The 20723-nt window shown below is 36.9% G+C and carries 15 protein-coding genes and 1 riboswitch; of the genes, 11 read left to right on the forward strand and 4 right to left on the reverse strand.

Annotated features, from left to right (window positions below):
- Positions 1-8: 8 nt before the first annotated feature.
- Genes leuB through ACFQ13_RS11030 form a run of 4 tightly spaced genes read right to left on the reverse strand, consistent with a single transcriptional unit; the run spans position 9 to position 4288 of the window.
- Positions 9-1127: a 3-isopropylmalate dehydrogenase gene (gene leuB / locus ACFQ13_RS11015; protein WP_386117262.1), complete on the reverse strand. Its 1119-nt coding sequence runs from the start codon at positions 1125-1127 to the stop codon at positions 9-11.
- Positions 1128-1136: 9 nt separating this feature from the next.
- Positions 1137-1727 (reverse strand): 3-isopropylmalate dehydratase small subunit, encoded by a 591-nt coding sequence (gene leuD / locus ACFQ13_RS11020; protein WP_386117264.1) that lies wholly within the window; start codon positions 1725-1727, stop codon positions 1137-1139.
- Positions 1727-3109, reverse strand: coding sequence for a 3-isopropylmalate dehydratase large subunit (leuC, locus tag ACFQ13_RS11025; protein ID WP_386117266.1), 1383 nt, complete (start codon positions 3107-3109; stop codon positions 1727-1729). The genes leuD and leuC overlap by 1 nt, the downstream gene beginning before the upstream one ends.
- 3 nt (positions 3110-3112) lie before the next feature.
- Complete coding sequence (locus ACFQ13_RS11030) at positions 3113-4288, reverse strand: 2-isopropylmalate synthase (protein WP_386117268.1); 1176 nt, start codon at positions 4286-4288, stop codon at positions 3113-3115.
- 148 nt (positions 4289-4436) lie between these two features.
- Between ACFQ13_RS11030 and ACFQ13_RS11035 the strand changes: the two genes are divergently transcribed.
- From ACFQ13_RS11035 to ACFQ13_RS11085, 11 genes are all read left to right on the forward strand, one after another.
- Positions 4437-5987: a hypothetical protein gene (locus ACFQ13_RS11035; RefSeq protein ID WP_181858417.1), complete on the forward strand. Its 1551-nt coding sequence runs from the start codon at positions 4437-4439 to the stop codon at positions 5985-5987.
- Between the two features lie 99 nt (positions 5988-6086).
- Positions 6087-6210: riboswitch (SAM riboswitch) on the forward strand.
- A 144-nt stretch (positions 6211-6354) separates the two neighbouring features.
- Positions 6355-7653: an O-acetylhomoserine aminocarboxypropyltransferase/cysteine synthase family protein gene (locus tag ACFQ13_RS11040; RefSeq protein ID WP_386117270.1), complete on the forward strand. Its 1299-nt coding sequence runs from the start codon at positions 6355-6357 to the stop codon at positions 7651-7653.
- Positions 7654-7813: 160 nt separating this feature from the next.
- Positions 7814-8824, forward strand: coding sequence for an alpha/beta fold hydrolase (locus ACFQ13_RS11045; protein WP_386117273.1), 1011 nt, complete (start codon positions 7814-7816; stop codon positions 8822-8824).
- Between the two features lie 182 nt (positions 8825-9006).
- Positions 9007-14076: a translocation/assembly module TamB domain-containing protein gene (locus ACFQ13_RS11050; protein WP_386117275.1), complete on the forward strand. Its 5070-nt coding sequence runs from the start codon at positions 9007-9009 to the stop codon at positions 14074-14076.
- Between the two features lie 12 nt (positions 14077-14088).
- Positions 14089-16371: a translocation and assembly module lipoprotein TamL gene (gene tamL / locus ACFQ13_RS11055; protein ID WP_386117277.1), complete on the forward strand. Its 2283-nt coding sequence runs from the start codon at positions 14089-14091 to the stop codon at positions 16369-16371.
- A gap of 98 nt (positions 16372-16469) precedes the next feature.
- The gene (locus ACFQ13_RS11060) at positions 16470-16943 is read left to right on the forward strand and encodes a nucleoside deaminase (RefSeq protein WP_386119432.1); all 474 of its coding nucleotides are present in this window, start codon (positions 16470-16472) and stop codon (positions 16941-16943) included.
- A 93-nt stretch (positions 16944-17036) separates the two neighbouring features.
- Positions 17037-17372: an arsenosugar biosynthesis-associated peroxidase-like protein gene (locus tag ACFQ13_RS11065; RefSeq protein ID WP_114310761.1), complete on the forward strand. Its 336-nt coding sequence runs from the start codon at positions 17037-17039 to the stop codon at positions 17370-17372.
- Positions 17373-17427: 55 nt separating this feature from the next.
- A complete protein-coding gene (arsS, locus tag ACFQ13_RS11070) occupies positions 17428-18483 on the forward strand; it encodes an arsenosugar biosynthesis radical SAM (seleno)protein ArsS (RefSeq protein ID WP_386117280.1) in 1056 nt (351 codons plus the stop codon).
- A gap of 346 nt (positions 18484-18829) precedes the next feature.
- Positions 18830-19294, forward strand: a complete 465-nt coding sequence (locus ACFQ13_RS11075) for a rhodanese-like domain-containing protein (RefSeq protein WP_386117283.1) — start codon at positions 18830-18832, stop codon at positions 19292-19294.
- On the forward strand, positions 19287-19916 hold the full coding sequence (locus ACFQ13_RS11080; RefSeq protein WP_386117286.1) for a TIGR04282 family arsenosugar biosynthesis glycosyltransferase: 630 nt from the start codon (positions 19287-19289) through the stop codon (positions 19914-19916). Before ACFQ13_RS11075 ends, ACFQ13_RS11080 begins: the two co-directional genes overlap by 8 nt.
- Positions 19909-20721 carry a purine-nucleoside phosphorylase gene (locus ACFQ13_RS11085; RefSeq protein ID WP_386117288.1) on the forward strand — a complete coding sequence of 271 codons (813 nt, stop codon included), beginning with the start codon at positions 19909-19911 and terminating at the stop codon, positions 20719-20721. The genes ACFQ13_RS11080 and ACFQ13_RS11085 overlap by 8 nt, the downstream gene beginning before the upstream one ends.
- Positions 20722-20723: the final 2 nt, after the last annotated feature.

The following is a 20723-nucleotide window of genomic DNA, read 5'->3' on the forward strand; positions in this document are numbered from 1 at the left end:
TTTTAAAATTAAATTATTGTAGACTGCCCTAAATGAATGTTTTTGAAATTGAGATTGGAATCTTTTGGATGAAAAAGAAAATCTTCAATAAAATCACCCACATTAGCAGTCGTTACTGTGTTTACTACCGAATTTATATCCGGAGTTGTGATGTTTAATTTTAATGATTTTTCTACAGCTAACCTAATTAATTCGGCTTCATTATGTAAATCGAAATGACTCAGCAACATAGCAGCCGATAAAATTGAAGCGATTGGGTTAGCAATTCCTTTATTCGCCGCTTGCGGATAAGATCCGTGAATTGGCTCAAACATAGCATACTTATCACCAACAGAAGCTGAGGCCAACAAGCCTATAGACCCTCCAATAACACTAGCTTCATCACTAATAATATCGCCAAACATATTCTCCGTTAAAATAACATCGAACTGTTTTGGGTTTAGAATCATTTGCATTGCCGCGTTATCTACAAACAAGAAGTCTAGAGTGACATCTGGATATTGCTCTGCGACTTCCTTAACAACTTTACGCCATAATCTAGAAGTTTCTAACACATTGGCTTTATCTACTAAGGTTACCTTATGGTTTCTATGCTCTGCAGCAACAAAAGCCAAATGCGCAACACGCTCAATTTCTTCACGCGAATACGCACAAAGATCTGACGCCGAGTTCCCATCTTTAGAAAGGGTTTTATCTCCAAAATAGATTCCTCCTGTTAATTCTCTATAGATAGAAATATCAGTCCCTTCAATAATATTTTTCTTTAAAGGCGACTTATCTAACAACGTGTTATAAGCTTTTACAGGTCTGATGTTGGCATACAATCCCAATTCCTTACGCAACTTAAGTAAGCCTTGTTCTGGACGTACTTTTGCTGAAGGGTTATTATCGTACTTAGGATCGCCAATAGCTCCAAACAAAATAGCATCACTTTTTTTACATAATTCTAAAGTTTCTTCTGGCAAGGCGTCGTTGTGCTTATCAATAGCAACTGCACCAACATCTGCCGTTGTAAATTTAAAATTATGATTAAATTCTGAAGCAATTGCTTTCAAAGCTTTTACAGCTTGATTTGTAACTTCTGGACCTATACCATCTCCCGGTAAAACTGCTATATTTAATTTCATTTTTATAGACTAATATATTTTTTGAGCTTCAAAAGCTTCAATTAATTCTTTATTATTCACAAGATAGTCAATATCATCATAACCATTGATCATACAGGTCTTTTTATAGGCATCAATTTCGAAATTTTCTGATAAATCCGAATCTTTCACCGAAATGGTTTGCTTTTCAAGGTTGACAATCAACTCCGTTTCAGGATGAGACCCAATTAATTGAAGAATGTCACTTAAAAATTTTTCAGACACCTGCACAGGTAACAAACCGTTGTTTAAGGCATTCCCTTTAAAAATATCTGCAAAAAAGCTAGACACCACAACTTTGAATCCGAAATCGGTAATGGCCCAAGCGGCATGTTCCCTACTTGATCCACACCCAAAATTATCACCGGCAACTAAGATTTTTCCAGAATACCGAGCGTCGTTCAATACAAAATCTGTATTTACGGTACCATCTTTATGATACCTCCAGTCTCTAAATAAGTTATCACCAAATCCTTTTCTATCGGTCGCTTTTAAAAAACGTGCCGGTATAATTTGATCCGTATCCACATTCTCTATCTGTAATGGAATAGCTTTAGATTGTAAGGTTGTAAATTTTTCCATTAATTTAAATGCTTTGTTATATCAATAATTTTTCCTTCTACAGCCGTTGCTGCAGCGACTAAAGGACTGGCTAAAATTGTACGAGACCCTTGCCCTTGTCGTCCTTCAAAATTTCTATTAGAGGTTGAAACACAATATTCGCCTTGCGGAATCTTATCATCATTCATCGCTAAGCATGCGGAACAACCTGGCTGACGCAGCTCAAATCCGGCTTCATCAAAAATTGTCTTTAAGCCTTCTTCTATTATTTGATGCTCTACCTGTTTACTTCCAGGAACTAACCAAGCCGTAACATTATCGGCCTTTTTCTTGCCTTTAATATATTGGGCTGCCACTCTAAAATCTTCAATTCTAGAATTGGTACAACTCCCTATAAACACATAATTAATAGGCTTATCTACTAAACGTTCTCCAGCTTTAAAATCCATATAAGCTAAAGACTTTTTAAAGGATGGGTTCTCATCCTCAGGGATCGCTTCAGAAATTTTAATTCCCATTCCCGGGTTTGTCCCATAGGTAACCATAGGCTCAATATCTTCAGCATCAAAACTATATTCCTTATCAAAGGAGGCATCAGCATCGGTTGGTAAGGTTTTCCAATAGGCTACTTTTTTATCAAAAGCCGCTCCTTCGGGCGCAAATTTTCTGCCTTTTATATAATTAAAAGTCGTCTCATCTGGTGCAATCATTCCCCCTCGAGCTCCCATTTCAATACTCATATTACAGACGGTCATACGCCCTTCCATACTCATCTCTTCAAAGACATTTCCGGCGTATTCACAAAAATATCCGGTCCCTGAATTGGTTCCTAGTTTTGAAATTATATATAGGATGACGTCTTTAGGTAAAACGCCTTTTTTCAATTTACCATTTACGGTAACTCTTAAGCTCTTAGGTTTGGTAAGCAATAAACATTGACTTGCAAAAACTTGCGCCACTTGGCTGGTTCCTATACCAAAAGCAATGGCCCCAAACGCACCATGGGTTGACGTGTGACTATCGCCGCAGACCATGGTTAATCCCGGTTGAGTCACCCCTAGTTCAGGAGCCATCACATGCACAATACCGTTGTATTTATGTCCTAGTTGGTATAATGTGATATTATTTTTTTTACAATTTTCTGACAACTGCTCTAACTGCTTTCTAGAAAGGGCATCTTTAACAGGCTTATCTTGATTTAAAGTTGGCGTGTTATGATCTGCCGTAGCAACAATTTGGTTAGGCCTAAATATAGGAATTCCGCGTTCCTCCAATTCATTGAAAGCCTGCGGACTTGTTACCTCATGTATTAAGTGTTTATCGATATATAGAATCTGTGGCCCGTTATCTATGGCATCTACCACGTGTGCATCCCAGACTTTATCAAATAGTGTTTTTCCCATAAATTAAGCTGAAATTATTTGTTGATAGACATTACTTGTCTCGATAATTTGATGTATATCATTATCATTGATTTCTTTTTTACGATCGGCAAAGCTTAAGAAATTAGAATAAACATCATCTAATTGCAACTTCGTAAGCTCATACCCTACATTCTTTGCTCTATACGCCAAGGCCGCTCTACCGCTTCGTGCTGTAAGCACAATAGCAGACTCTGTAACCCCAACATCCGCTGGATTTATAATTTCATAGGTCTCCCTATTTTTAATAACACCATCTTGATGAATTCCAGAACTATGAGCAAAAGCGTTAGCTCCTACAATAGCTTTATTTGGTTGGGTATAAATTCCCATACTCTCACTCACCAATTGGCTCGTCCCATAAAGCATAGAGGTATTAATATTAGTCTCTAAATTAAGGTATGGATGTTGCTTAAGCACCATTACCACTTCTTCTAAAGCGGTATTTCCTGCACGCTCACCAATACCATTGATGGTACATTCTATCTGACGCGCGCCACTAATGACACCTTCAATAGAATTTGCTGTCGCCAAACCTAAATCGTTATGGCAGTGGCAAGATAATATGGCTTTTTCAATTCCCTTTACATTTTCCTTAAGGTATTTTATTTTAGCACCATACTCACTTGGCAAACAGTAGCCTGTAGTATCAGGAATATTTAACACGGTAGCTCCGGCTTTAATTGCCGCTTCACAAACGCGAGCAAGATACTCATTGTCGGTCCTCCCAGCATCTTCAGCATAAAATTCAACATCCTCAACAAAAGACTTTGCATATTGCACGGCTTTAAAAGCACGCTCAATAATCGCCTCTTTATTCGACTTAAATTTATGTTTTATATGTGAATCTGAGGTTCCAATCCCAGTATGAATTCTTGCAGTCTTTGCCTTTCTTAAAGATTCAGCAGCCACTTTTATATCGTTCTCAACAGCACGTGTTAATCCACAAACGGTAGCATTTTTTACAATCTTAGAAATGGCTTCTACAGACTTAAAATCTCCAGGACTAGATACAGGGAATCCAGCCTCAATGACATCTACTCCCAATAGATCTAATCGCTCTGCAATTATAACCTTTTGTTCTGAATTAAGCTTACAACCAGGGACTTGTTCCCCATCTCGCAAGGTAGTATCGAATATTTGAATACGGTTATTAGACATTTATCAAAATATATTTATAGTATTGTCTTACGAATATATAGATTGAATTTGCCTTTAAATACCGATCTTAGTGTAACTTTACGATGTTCAGTTTAAAAAAAATATCATAAATAGCTGATTTACAGTATTATAAACCATTTTACAATTGATAACTAAAGACCAAAAAGATAATTTATTCTCATTAGTTAAGTCCTTAACTAAATCTGAAAAGCGTCAGTTTAAACTGTATGTGGGTCGTCTTGGAGTGAATTCAGACTCCAAATTTTTAAATTTATTTAATTTCTTAGACAAAGCGAAGGCTTATAATGAAAGTGCCATTTTAAAGAGTGGCATTGTAAAAAAACAGCAACTCGCCAATGTAAAATCGCATTTATATAAGCAAATCCTAATCAGCTTAAAACTGAGCCCTTCGCATCAAAATGTAAGATTACAGATTAGAGAACAACTCGATTTTGCTTCTATTTTATACCATAAAGGCCTTTACAAGCAAAGCCTTAAAATTTTAGATAAAGCGAAAGAGTTGGCCATCGTTAATGAGGAAAAAAATTCGGCTTTTGAAATTGTAGAGCTTGAAAAAGTTATCGAATCCCAATACATTACTAGAAGTATCAGCACACGCGCCGATGAACTCGCCGTACAAGCTAAAGAACTGAGCACCCTTAATGTTATTGCCAGCAAACTCTCTAACTTATCGCTTCAACTGTATAGCAATATTCTTAAAACAGGCTATGTAAAAAACGAAGATGAAGCTACTATGGTAATCAATTACTTTAACAAGCAGCTCCCTAAAGTTAATGTTGAAGATTTAGGCTTTCGTGAAAAACTATGGCTCTATAAGGCCAATTTGTGGCAAAGTTTTTTACTTCAAGATTTTCTGAATTGTTTTAAATACGCTTTAAAATGGGTGGATTTATTTTATCAGAATCCTAGCATGATTAACCTTAACCCGGTATTTTTCTTAAAAGGAAATAACTACCTCCTTGAGGCACTTGTATTCATTGGAAATAAAAATAAATTCTTAGAAAAATTCACCGAATTTGAGACTACAGTGCAGCATCCTAATTTTCCTCAAGATGAAAATGTAGCAAGCTTAGTTTTTCTTTACACTAATTTCCATCGTATTAATAAACATTTTATTGACGGTAGTTTTGAGGAAGGTTTAAGTCTTATCCCAGCCATTGAAAAAGACCTTATTCCTTTTGGCGAAAAAATTGATCAGCACCATAAAATGATCTTTTACTATAAATTTGCCAGTCTTCATTTTGGCGCCGGAAATAATAAAGCCTGTATTAAATATCTGGATAAAATTATTTCGAACAAATCCCTCTCCATGCGCGAGGACCTCTTGTGTTTTTCTAGGGTCTTAAATCTTGTTGCACATTATGAAGCCGGATTAGATTACCACTTAGAAACGCTATTACGAAGCACTTATAAGTTTTTAATTAAGATGAATGACCTCCATGAGGTACAAAAGGAAATGATTAAATTTATTAGAGGCTTGCAAGACATCTACCCTCACGATCTTAAAGATGCCTTTAGAGCGTTACACAAAACATTAAAGACGTTTGAAGACCATCCTTATGAGCGTCGCGCCTTCCTATATCTCGATATTATCTCTTGGCTAGAGAGCAAAATAGAGAATAAACCTGTAGCTGAAATCATTAGAATTAAATATTTAGCAAAAAACAATCTCTTTTAATGAGATTTTCATAAAAACATCACAAATTCTATAATTTATTTGGATTTCTAAATTTTGTGTTGCAATATTTGTATTCACAAAGTTCAAACACTTACTGAAATGTTATCAAGAAAGGTGGAGGGAATGACCCTATGAAGCCTTAGCAACCCTTAGATTTACTAAGAAGGTGCTAAATTCTACTTAATTTTTAAATTCATTAATTTAAAAATTGGATAGATAACTCAAGACTAATTACTCATCTGTAGTTAGCATTTTCTTTATAATATTTTTCTATTAAGTTCGCTTCACCCTTCGATTGCATTCGAAATTTATTTGAAGCTTATTTGGCTTTTGGTTTAATCTTTTATTAACTCAAAAACTTAGAAAAATGAGTACACAAAAATTCGCAACCCAAGCGTTGCACGCAGGACACGACGCTAGTCAAACTTCAGGAACCAGAGCTGTTCCTATTTACCAAACCTCATCGTATGTATTTAAGGATTCTGACGAGGCCGCAGGGCGCTTTAACCTTTCAGTTCCAGGGTACATTTACACCCGTTTAAACAATCCTACCAACGACATTTTAGAGCAGCGTTTAGCCGCTTTAGAAGGCGGTATTGCCGCAGTGGCCACCGCATCAGGAACCTCAGCGATTTCCACAACATTACTCACTTTATTAAGAGCAGGAGATCATATCGTAGCATCGAGTAGTTTATATGGAGGTACCTACAATTTATTAAGCGTAACCTTACCAAGACACGGTATTACGACCACTTTTGTAGACCCTTCAGATCCTGAAGCTTTTAAAGCTGCAACCCAAGAAAATACAAGAGCCTTTTTTGTGGAATCTTTAGGGAATCCTAAATTAGACGTTCTCGATTTAGAGGCCATTTCAACACAAGCCAAAGCCTTTAAAGTTCCGCTTATCGTAGATAATACGGTAGCCACGCCTTACCTATTAAGACCTATTGAGCATGGGGCCAATATTGTTATTCACTCCTTAACCAAATACATTACCGGAAACGGTACCTCATTAGGAGGCGTTATTATTGACGCAGGAACTTTTGATTGGACCAATGGAAAATTCCCAGAATTTACAGAACCTTCTGCCGGCTACCATGGTTTAGTCTATAGTGAAGCTATTGGAGCCGCTGCATTTATTGCAAAAATTAGAGTGGAAGGTCTACGTGATTATGGTGGTGCACTAAGTCCGTTTAATGCGTTTCAAATTATACAAGGTCTTGAAACTTTAGAACTTCGTATTCAGAAACACAGCCAAAATGCCTTAGAACTTGCGCAATGGTTAGAAACACAGCCTGAAGTGACTTGGGTAAATTACCCAGGTTTAAAATCGAGCAAATACAATGACCTAGCCCAAAAATACCTCCCTAAAGGTCAAAGTGGTGTGGTTACTTTTGGCGTAGAAGGCGGTTATGAAGCTGCAAAAACCATTGCAGATACCACTAAGTTATTCTCGTTACTAGCTAATATTGGTGATACGAAATCGTTAATTATTCACCCTGCAAGTACCACACACCAACAACTTGATGATGCGGCACAAAATGCTACGGGAGTAACGAAAGATCTTATTCGTTTATCAGTTGGTATTGAAGCCATTGAAGATTTAAAAGACGATTTGAAAGAAGCCTTTGCCGTTGTAAAGCAGAAGCTTTCGCTTCAAGATTAAGTTTTAGACCCTCATTTTAAATTCTAAGAGTTTTCAAACTGTTAATAAGCTTAAAACACATTCATTATATATGATGATGCTTTAAGAGCTTAACAAAGTTTGAAAACTCTTAATCAAGATTACTTAAGACACTTAGGTTCACCTCTCAGCACAATACAACATGGTACATTTACAACATATTAAAATTTCAAATTTCACAAATGAGTCGCATCAAACGACCTCTCATAATTTGTATTATCAAACTTTTGGGCAACCGTTACACAGCGCACCAATCATCTTGGTGAATCATGCGCTTACTGGTAACTCTAACGTTATTGGTGAACAAGGTTGGTGGAACGAAATTATTGGTGAAAACAAATGTATAAACATAGAAGATTACACCATTATATCGTTTAACATTTTGGGCAATGGTTTTGATAATAACGCGGAGAATCTCATTGAGAATTATAAAGATTACACCGCTAGGGACATCGCCAAACTCTTTGCTTTAGCCTTAGAGGAATTAGATATCACATCCTTATTTGCTGTTATTGGTGGTTCTGTTGGTGGTGGAATTGCTTGGGAATTAGCCGCCTTAAAACCCCGCTTAATTCAGCATCTTATCCCAATTGCTACAGATTGGAAATCTACGGATTGGGTTATTGCCAACTGCCATATTCAAGATGCTATTTTAAACAATTCTTCTCAACCGTTGGTTGATGCTAGAATGCACGCCATGACCTTATACCGTACTCCTGAATCTTTAACGCAAAAATTTGATCGGACTAAAAAGGATCAGGGTTTATTTCACATTGAGTCTTGGCTCAATTACCACGGAACAGCTTTAAACAACCGCTTTCAAGTGGCGGCCTATAAATTAATGAATCAAGTTTTACGAACTATAGACATTACAAGAGATCGGAATGATTTTATAGCTGTAGCTTCTAAGATAGAAAGCGACATCCATATTATCACCATTAACTCTGACCTCTTTTTTAAGGCCGATGAAAACTGGAATACTTATGTAGACCTAAAATGCGCTAAAGACAATGTTCATATTCACGAAATAAAGTCCGTACACGGTCATGATGCCTTCTTAATTGAATTTGATCAAATAGAACGTTTTCTAAGTCCAATATTCGCCTCAGAATTATGCTATTCTAAAAAAAAACATGAACCTCAAGTGGCCTAAATTTCCACTTTTAGATGTACCATTTACAAACCGAACTTTATGTTCGGTTTTTTTATTTTCAGTATAAATCTTACGACTAACTCCTGTGTCCCATTTAATTTTCGTTAATTTTTATATCGAGAGCGTTAATATTATTAGCAATAAAGACAATTATGCTATTTTTAAGCGTATATATTTGACTGTTGACTAATACCGAAGATATCAATCCCCAAATACCAACAAAGCGTAAATTCCGTTGGCTGCGTAGAACCCTTAGGATTCTGCTAGGCTTTTTTGTGTTTCTATTTCTGCTCCTACTTTTTATAAGAAGCCCTTGGGGTCAAGGTCTTATCGTAGAAAAAGCTGTGGATTACGTTTCTAGTAAAACCCAAACTAAAGTCAATCTTGAAAAGCTGTTTATCACTTTTGATGGCGATGTACAGTTAGACGGCCTTTATCTTGAAGATAAAAAAGGAGATACTTTAGTCTATTCTCATTCCGTTGAAGCTAACATTCCATTATGGAAAATGATTAGAGGTGAAGCTGTGGGTGTTGAGTCTTTAGACTGGGAAGGACTACGCGCTAACATATACCGAAAAGACAGTCTTACAGGCTATAATTTTCAATTTTTAATTGATGCTTTTGCTACCACAGACAGCACAGCCACCAAAACGGACACCACCACAGCAACCACAAAGCTTGTTCTAGGACAACTCAATTTTAAATCTATAGATCTTGTTTTTGATGATGCTGTTGCTGGCATTACATCCCGATTTAAGATCGGCAACCTTAAGGCCCAAATGACTACAACCAATCTTGAGGCGATGGTTTTTGAAGCTTCTGATATTGCCTTAAGTGATTCCGATATTAAATTTATTCAGAAACCTATTGTTGAAGATACCACAAGCTCCACTACTCCATTACCTAAATTAGCGATAGAATCTTTACGACTAAATAATGTTGTGGCTTATTATGAATCGCAACCCGACCGTCTCATCGCCGATGTTAATATTAAGGAATTCTCAAGCCAATCTCCAGATTTAAATTTGGCCGACAGTGATTTTAGTCTCGAAGAGATTACCTTAAAAAACTCAGACATAAAGATTACAACGGAAGCTAATTTTGAAGGCTTAGCCCCACAAACCACTTCTAAGAACACTTCTGTTACCACAGAAAATTCCGCTTTTGAGTGGCCCCGAATAAAGTTAAACTTAGGGACTATTGATTTTGAAAATAATACATTTACTTATAATGTCGGAGAAGCACGTCCTTCTAGAGATGTCTTTAATCCAGATGCTATAGCGCTAAGCAATTTTAGCTTAAAAGCGCAAGACCTAATTTTAAAAAACCAACAAGCGGCGCTTCAACTTCAAACGCTTCGTTTTAATGAAGCTTCTGGTTTAAACTTAAAACAATTAGCATTCAACCTTGAACTTACGGACCAAAATTTAGATTTAGACCAGTTAGATTTTCAACTTAATAACAACCGTATTTTAGGCGATACTCATTTACAGTACCTATCACTTTCAAGTTTAATGGCACAACCAGAGCAAACTCAGGTTGACGTCAATTTACCAAATATCCGTTTGTCTTTAGCTGAAATTTTCAAGTTTCAACCGCAACTAGAGAACAATCCTTATATTAAAACCTTAAGCGAACAACCCATAGAAGGTCTTATCATTGCTTCTGGAAATCTAGCCGCGTTGTCTTTAAACCAGGTGCAATTCAACTGGGGGAGCAACACGAAAATTACGGCTTCCGGAGACCTTAAAAACATTACCGATCCTGAAACACTTCAATTTAATATTCCTGAATTTTCTGCTGAGAGTTCTAAAAAGGATATCAGTCAATTTGTAAATGAAGCCGATTTAGGACTGCAGTTTCCTGAAACCTTAAGCTTAACCGGACAGGCCCAAGGGCAGCTTCAAGAGCTTACTGCAAAAGCCAAGTTAAATACCACACAAGGCCTTGCAACCCTTAATGGACATTTTAGAAATTCTGAAGGCATAGCGTACGAAGCCCAAGTAAATATTGATTCATACAAACTAAATGAATTGCTAAACAATCCGCAATTGGGACCCCTTAGCCTTGAGCTCAACTCTAAAGGAAGTGGTACAAACCTTAATGATTTAGATGCACAAATTGAAGCTAAGGTTTCTAAATTTCAGTTTAACAACTATGCTATTTCTAACTTAAATCTTCAAGGCGAATTGGTAAACGGGCAAGGAAATGTAGCCGCCAATTATAAGGATGATAACCTCAATGCTGAACTCGATGTTTTTACTGTTTTAGACTCTATTGCTTCAGAAGCCACCTTAAAACTAAACCTTATTGGTGCCGATCTACAAGCGCTTGGACTTATGCAACGCAATGTAAAAACCGCCATGATGGTTAATGCACAATTTAAAGGGAATACAGAATTTTATGACGCCACGGCAGATGTTAAAGATGGGGTCATTGTTTATGATAATAAAACCTATTTATTGGGGGATTTGGATGCAAAAGCACATGTTGACAAAGATTCCACAGCCGTTTCTGTATTTAATAAAATGTTAGATATTAACTTAAAATCGAACGCCAATCCGCAAACATTTAGCACTGCTATTCAACGTCATGTTTCAAGTTATTTTTATACTCAAAACCGTACTACAGATAGCATTTCAGATTTTGTAAATTTAAAATTAGAAGGAAAAATTTCCCAGTCGCCCCTACTTAATGAGGTTTTCTTAGTGAATGTAAAAGATTTAGACACCATTCAGCTTTATGTAGATTTTACCGAAAAAGAAAAACGCTTGAAAGCGAATATTACCGCCCCGCATATTAACTATAGCGGTAACACTTTAGACAGCTTGGCCTTTTCTATGGACACGGATACCACCAACTTTAATTTCAATCTCGGATTTAAAAATATTACGGCTGGTCCTTTAGATATTCCGGAAACTATAATTACAGGCCGCCAAACCGACCAAAAGTTAACCCTTAATTTCTTAGGCTATCACAACAATAAGAAACTTATGAATGTCAATTCTAAGCTTGTGAGTCGTAATGATAGTTTAAGATTTTCTATTCGTCCAGACACCCTGCTTCTCAATGGCAAAAATTGGACTATACCCCAAGACAACGAAGCTGTATTTACAACAAATAATTTAGCCTTTACTAATTTTAAAATCACCCATGATAATCAATCGATAACCCTTACCGATCAATTGGCTAAAATTGCAAAAAGCCATATTGCTTTAACTTTTGAAAACTTTAATATTAATGAGGTCTTTAACTACCTTAATCCTGAATCTAAAATTGCCACAGGGCAACTTAATGGCGATTTTATTCTTGAAAATCCTTTTACCAACACAGGTATTTTAGCGGATATTAACATTGAACAATTTAAAATGTTGAAAACTGATTTAGGAACTTTTAGTCTCAATGGAAATGCTCTAAATACCAACAATTATGCTTTTAATGCCGGATTAAAGGGTGGTGATATCGATTTTGATCTTGTGGGTGATTATACCGTAACCAACAACTCCGCCAACCTAGATCTTAATTTAGATATTAATGAATTTAAAATGGAAGCCCTCAATACGCTTTCTATGGGAGAAATTAAAGAAGCCGATGGTCGTTTTTCTGGACAGTTTAAAGTTACCGGAACCACCACAGATCCGCAATACGATGGATTTATAAACTTTAATGACGCCACATTTAACATCGCTAAATTAAATTCACAATTTAGTATGGCAAACGAAAAGTTAAATGTCGATAATGCCGGACTTTCAATGACGGATTTCACCATAAGAGACAAGAACGATAATGCTTTAGTTATTTCGGGCACAATTGGCACAGAAAGTTTTATTAATCCTACTTTTAACTTAGACGTTAAGGCTAACGATTTTCAAGTCTTAAATGCCACAAGAAGAGACAATGATGCGTTTTACGGCACCGTAACCTTTGATGCCGACGCGAAACTTACAGGAGACCTACAAATTCCTAAACTCAGCGCTCAAGTGACACTTGGTGCGGACACCGATCTTAAATATGTTATGCCAGCCTCTGTGGCAAATATAGAAGAACGCGATGGTGTGGTGGCTTTTGTGAATCGCGAAAATCCTGATGCGATCTTAACCCAAACGGAAACGCAAACAGCTACCTTAAAAGGTTTTGATCTTAACACCCAAATAAAAGTTGATAAAGAAGCCGCAGTTACCGTGATTTTAGATGAAGAAACTGGCGATAATTTTAAAGTTTCAGGAGAAGGTGATTTTATTTTTACCATGGTTCCTAATGGGCGTATGTCCTTATCTGGCGCTTATGAAATTGCAGATGGGCATTACGAACTAAATTTATACAACCTTGTTGACAGAACTTTTTTAATAGCCCCAGGAAGCCGTGTCACATGGTCTGGCGACCCTTTAGATGCGAAACTCGATGTTAGGGCGATTTACAATTTAGAAACCTCAGCTTCTGGTTTAATGGCCTCACAAATTTCTGGTGCCGATTCTTCGGTACAGAATAAATACCGACAAGTGCTTCCGTTTAATGTCTACCTTAATATTGATGGCGAATTAATGCAACCACAAATTTCCTTTGGTTTAGATATGCCCGAGGAAGACCAAGGCGCTATTAGCGGACAAGTATACAGCAGAGTGCAACAAGTCAATCAGCAAGAAGGTGAACTTAACCGTCAGGTATTTTCATTGTTAGTTTTAAATCGTTTTTATCCTGAATCGGGTAGCGACGGAAGTTCTGGTGGATTTGCTACCATTGCTAGAGACAACCTTAACGACGCCGTTTCTGAACAACTCAATGCTTTTTCAGATAAAATTATTGGAGGCACCGGCGTAGAACTCGACTTCGGATTGGATAGCTATACCGACTACCAAGGAGAAACAGCTACAGACCGCACCCAACTTGATATTGCCGCTCAGAAAAAACTTTTTAACGACCGTCTCATTGTAAGAGTCGGAAGCGCTGTAGATTTACAAGGAAGTAGTACAACAGATGAAGAAACCCCGATTATAGGTAATGTTAGTTTAGAATATATCTTATCTGAAGATGGTCGCTATCGTTTAAAAGGTTTTAGAAAAAGTGAGTTTGAAAATGTCATCGATGGCCAGACCATAATTAGCGGTATTGCCCTCATATTTACACAAGAATTTAATCAGTTTAGCGAACTTTGGGAAGCCATTTTCAAGTCCCAAAAAAATATAGCTACAGAACCTGAAACCCCTTCTAAAAAAGAAGACGCCAACGCAAAAAATAACACTACCGAAAACTAAAAGCCTGAACCTTTGAATTTCAAAATTAAACATATCTTTAGTATTGCACTGATCAGCATCCTTGCCTACTCTTGTAGTGTAAAAAAATACATCCCAGAAGGGCAACGTCTTTATACCGGCGCTCGTATAGAAATTGAAAATGATACTAGCGTAAAGCATATTGCAGCATTAAAAACAGAGTTAGAGAGTGTTTTAAGACCCGAGCCTAATTCTAAATTTTTAGGAATGCGCCCAGGCTTGCACTTTTATTATAAAGTACAACAAGAGAATCCCGGATTTCTTAACCGATGGCTCTACAGGCAAATTGGCGAAGAACCCGTTTACCAATCGGATGTAGAAACTTTTGAAGTGGAAGACATCCTCCGTAATCGCTTAGAAAATAATGGTTTTTTCTACAGCTCAGCAACGAGCAGTTTTGAAGAGAAAGCTCAAGAAGCCTCTGTCACTTATCAACTTAAAATAACCCAACCTTATGCTATGGAACGGTTTCAAGTTGATACGATGCCTTCACCGATTTATGAAGCTGTAAAAGCACAAACCGCTAATTCTCCTTTTAAAGCGACGGCACGTTTTGACCTGTCTAATATGAAATTAGAACGCCAACGTATTGATTCCGAATTAAAAAAACGAGGGTATTATAACCTGAACCCGGAGTTCTTCATCTTCGAAGCCGACACCAACCAATACGACAACAAAAAATTTGATTTATTTTTAAAACTCAAGGCTGAAGTTCCTAAAAAATCTATCGTTCCGTATTACATAAAGAACGTTCACATCTACCCAAATTATAACTTAAACGACTCTACACAAATTACCCCTGAGCGTTTCAACAATAAAACTTATTATCAAGACTCTTTATTCTTTAAACCAGAGCGTTTGGATAAATTCATCACGCTAAAAGAAGGCGAATTATACAATCCGAGCACGTCAAAAAATACGTCTAGACGCTTATCAACTATCGGCGCCTATAAATTTGTCAACATTCAATATAAAGAAATTGACAGTGCCTTAACCGATAGTTTAGCGGCCTTAGAGGCGCATATTTTCTTGTCGCCCTTAACCAAAAGAGCGGTACGTGCCGAATTGCAAGCTGTAACAAAATCGAGTAACTTCACCGGACCTAACTTAGCTTTAACCTATAGTAATCGTAATTTATTTAAGGGAGGCGAAACCTTAAATATCAGCACCAATTTAGGTTACGAAACCCAACTTGGTAGTGGCGATAATGCGGGACTTAGCAGTATTGAACTAGGCCTTAAAGGAGAACTTATTTTCCCTCGGGTGATTTTCCCTATAGAATTTAATGAAGACTTCTTTGAATATTCTATTCCTAAAACCAAAACCAGCCTTGGGGTAAGTTATTTAAGTCGTAGTGAATTATACACCCTAATTTCGGGGAATGCACTTTTTGGGTATTCTTGGAATGCGAATAAATACATTACTTACGAGCTCAACCCTATTTCTGTTAATTATACGCAGCTCGCTAAAACTTCAACAGAATTCGAAACCATTTTAGAAGACAACCCTTTTCTACAACTCAGCTTTGATCAGCAATTTATTTCCGGACTTACATTTTCATTTATTTATAATGAAATGGTAGATGCCAATGATCCGTACCAATTTTACCTCAACACCACACTAGATGTCGCAGGTAATTCAATTAGCTTACTAGGAAGCTCTGGAGAAAATGGCGAAGCCGATACCTTTCTAGGATTGCAATATGCCCAGTATGCTAAAGCAGATATGGATTTCAGGTTTCATTATAACTTCGGAAAAAACAAAGAACACACCATAGCCACGCGTTTCTTTGCAGGTTACGGTTTACCTTACGGAAACTCGGATGTAATTCCGTACGTCAAACAATATTTTTCTGGTGGTCCTTATAGTGTAAGAGCTTTTAGCATTCGTTCATTAGGTCCAGGAACGTATGATGGCGAAACCGATGATGATAGCAGCAGTTATTTTGATCAGACCGGAAACATTAGATTAGAGGCCAATGCCGAATACCGTTTTCCAATTTTTTCATTTTTTAAAGGGGCTATTTTTGCCGATGCCGGAAATGTATGGAACTCAAAATCTAACCCCTCTTTTAATGGTGAAGATAAATTCACTTCAAACTTTATTAACGAACTAGGAATGGGTACTGGGGTTGGTCTTAGAGTAGACGTCCAAGGTTTTGTTATTCGTTTTGATTTGGCGGCCCCCTTCCATGATCCATCTTTAGAAGAAGGGAAACGATGGGACTTTAGAGTGGATGATTCCGTTTTAAATTTTGCCATTGGTTACTCTTTTTAACCCCAAGAACACGGTAAAACTTAGAGATCAAAAATACCTTAGTATCTTTGGCACACTTAGCAGCGACTGCTAACACTTAATAAACTGACACTATAATGATGAAAAATAAAGAACAATTTATGAAAGAAGCTGTGAATGCAGCTTTAAAAGGCATGCACAATAATGAAGGAGGTCCTTTTGGTTGTGTTATTGTAAAAGATGGAGAAATTGTTGGACGCGGAAACAATAAGGTGACCTCTACAAACGACCCTACAGCTCATGCTGAAGTTACAGCAATCAGAGATGCTTGTAAAAATCTTGATTCTTTTCAACTAGAAGGCTGTGAAATTTACACCTCTTGCGAACCTTGCCCTATGTGTTTAGGCGCTATTTATTGGGCAAGACCTAATAAGGTTTACTACGGAAGCAACCAAGTTGATGCTGCAAATATTGGCTTTGATGATGAATTTATTTATAAAGAAATTCCACTTCCTTATGAAAAAAGAAGCATCCCTTTTGAACAATTGGCCCGCGATATTGCACTTGAACCTTTTACTGAATGGACCAAAAAAATAGATAAAACAGCCTATTAATTGGAACGCTGATTTGCATAAATTTCTGTAAGCTTTACGGTTAACTTCAAAAGAAAACAGTATCTTGATTCTTATTAATTAAAATATACTGAAATGTCTAAACCCTATTACGACGCTGCAGACTTAAGAAAATTTGGAAAAATCACAGAATGGAATGAAGAATTAGGCACTAAATTCTTTGATTACTACGGTAAAGTTTTTGAAGAAGGTGCCTTAACCGCCCGTGAAAAATCGCTCATTGCTTTAGCCGTTGCACACACCGAACAATGTCCGTATTGTATTGATGCTTACACCAAAGATGGTTTAGAGCGCGGCGTTACTAAAGAAGAAATGATGGAAGCCATACATGTTGGGGCTGCTATTAAAAGCGGAGCCACATTAGTTCATGGCGTTCAGATGATGAATAAAGTGAATAAACTAGACGGTTAAGGCCTTACTCCTCCCTAACGGGAAAGTAAGAATTACAAATCCTGATATTAAATCCATGGCAACACAATCTCTACAAAAACAAGGAAGCAACTTAGCAGAAAGCAATAAACAATTAGACATCCTTTCTAATGGTATTTTTAAAAATGGCGAATTGCCCACCTTTAAAACTAAAATATCAGAAACGTCTCAATTTCCGCTTAAAGCCAAAGCTTTAGAAATTTTACAAATTAATGTTGGTTATATGTGTAATCAGGTTTGTGATCATTGCCATGTAGACGCCGGTCCAGACCGAAAGGAGATTATGACAAGAGACACTATGAAACTCTGTCTTGAGGTCATTAAAAACTCTGGCGCACACACTTTAGATCTTACAGGTGGTGCCCCTGAGATGAACCCAGATTTTAGATGGTTTGTAGAGGAAGCCGCCAAAGTAGGAATCAAAGATTTTATAGTGCGTTCTAATTTAACCATTATAAGAGCCAATAAAAAATACCATGATTTACCTAAATTCTTTAAGAAACACAATGTGCATGTAGTGAGCTCTATGCCACATTGGACGCGTGGCAAAACAGACAAACAACGCGGAAATGGTGTTTTCGATAAATCTATAAAAGCCTTACAAGACCTCAACGCCGTTGGCTACGGCATGCCCGATTCTGAGTTAAGATTAGATTTGGTTTATAATCCATCAGGAGCCTTTTTACCAGGAAATCAAGCCGCCATGGAAAAGGATTTTAAAAAAGCCTTAATGGAAGATTTTGGTATTCAATTTCATAATCTTTTTGCCATAACCAATTTACCTATTGCCCGTTTCTTAGACTATTTAATCGCCTCAGAAAATTACGAAGACTACATGTATGCTTTAGTGGACGCTTATAATCCTGCGGCTGTAAAAAATGTTATGTGCACCAATACGCTTTCTATAAGTTGGGATGGTTATCTATTTGATTGCGATTTTAACCAAATGTTAGAGCTCCCTGTGAATAGTCCGTCCAAACATATTTCTGATTTTAACAAGACGCTTCTAGAAGGTCGTGATATTGTTATTTCTCAACATTGTTATGGCTGTACAGCTGGTGCGGGAAGCAGTTGCCAAGGTGTCGTGGCTTAAGGCCTCTTTCATTAGTTTTTTTGTATACCTAAAACTCTAGACTTGAACAAAGTGAACCCCTAGAACAAACCTTGAAATGAGCTTTTTAGAGTTTTGCTAAAGGCTAGGGCTCATTAGGCGTCCTACAAACGGTAATCGGTTTCTAACAATCAGAAAACCGATGCCATCATTTTGTCGTAAATTAGAGTACAACATTATCTAAAATCAATGGCATAAACACTATGATTCCCTTTAAACCACACAACATATTTAAAAATAATAACTTGCTTCACCGCCTTTGGTGTAAGGTTTGCCTTGTTATCTACACTAATTAAAAATGCGGAAGGTTATATTAATTTCTTTTTTAATGTTAAGTTGTATTGGCTACAGTCAAGAGACCTTGAGTACTTTATTAAAAACCTATAATAAAGAAAGTGTACCCTATATTTCCGTACAAGAATTAGCGATGCCCAAAACAAAAGCCATTCTTCTTGATGCAAGAGAAATTGAAGAATATGAGGTGAGCCATATTAAAGGCGCAATTTTTGTAGGGTATTCTACTTTTAACTTGGAAGATGTGGCACAGTCACTTCCTAATCTTAATACTAACATTGTTGTTTATTGTTCTCTTGGGGTCCGGTCTGAAACTATTGCAGAACAGCTTAAAAAAAGAGGTTACACCAATGTTTACAATTTATTTGGTGGTATTTTTGAATGGAAAAACAACAATTTTCCCGTTTATAATTCCGAAGAAAAAGAAACAGAACACATTCACGCATACTCTAAAGCTTGGAGTAAATGGTTGATAAAAGGCAAAAAAATATATGAATAAATCACTTGTTATTGTATTTGTAAAAAATATAAAACTAGGCACCGTTAAAACCCGATTGGCTAAAACTATTGGCGATTTTGGAGCTTTTGAAGTTTATACCGAATTGGTTAAAATCACAGAAAAAGCGACAGCGCAATTAGAAGTTGACAAACGCATCTATTTTTCTAAAACTGTGGTGGATTCACAATGGGAAAACACTTATAAAACCACACAACGTGGTGCGGACTTAGGCGAACGGATGTGCAATGCTTTTCAAGAAGGTTTTGATGCAGGTTACGAAAAGATTGTTTTAATCGGCTCCGATTTACCAGATATAAGCAGCACACATATTAACAACGGATTAAAAGCCTTAGCACAAAGCGAAGTTGTTTTTGGTCCGGCGGAAGATGGCGGTTACTATTTAGTAGGTATGTCTAAAATGAATACCGATATTTTTAAGAATAAACCTTGGAGCCAACCCAATTTACTAGAGGAAACGTTACAAGAGTTACAAAACAAAGCGGTTTCTGTCCGTACCTTAGCCGTCTTAAACGATATTGATACTTATGAAGATTTAATTGCTTCAGACTTTTATAAATCGAATATAAAATTACAAGAAAAAATACAGCAACTCAATGATTAAACTTATCACAGAAAGCACAGAATATTTACAAAGTAAAGGTTTTGACACCCCAGAACTTGGTATCATTTTAGGTACCGGTTTAGGGCAGCTCATTAATGAAATTGAAATTATTGCTGAAGCCAGTTATAACCACATTCCTAATTTCCCAACAGCAACAGTTGAGTTTCATAAAGGCAAACTCATTTACGGTCTATTGGAAGGTAAAAAAGTGGTGGTGATGCAAGGCCGTTTTCATATTTATGAAGGCTACACCTTACAAGACGTAACGTTTCCGGTAAGAATCATGGAAAAATTAGGCATTAAAACCTTATTAGTGTCTAACGCTTCTGGCGCCGTAAACTTAGATTTTAAGAAAGGGGAATTAATGCTTATTGACGACCATTTAAATCTACAAGGCGGTTCTCCTCTAGCGTTTAAAGGTGTCTCTGAATTAGGAGAACGTTTTGCAGATATGAGCGCGCCTTATGATGCTGAAATTAATTCTGAATTTGAGCGCATTGCCAAAGAACACAACATCACTTTACATAAAGGGGTTTACGCTTCTGTTGTAGGGCCACAGTTAGAAACCCGTGCCGAATATAGAATGCTTAAAATTCTTGGTGCTGATGCCGTAGGTATGAGTACCGTGCCCGAAATTATCGTAGCCAACCACCTTAATCTTAAGGTTGCCGCTGTATCAGTATTAACCGATGAGGGTGATCCCGACAACCTACAACCGGTTGAAATTTCGGAAATTATTGCTATGGCCGAAAAAGCAGAGCCGCAAATGATTACCTTATTTAAAGAATTAATAAAAACATTATAAAA

Origin of the sequence: Winogradskyella rapida, assembly GCF_042675845.1 — a bacterium.
Lineage (GTDB): Bacteria > Bacteroidota > Bacteroidia > Flavobacteriales > Flavobacteriaceae > Winogradskyella > Winogradskyella rapida.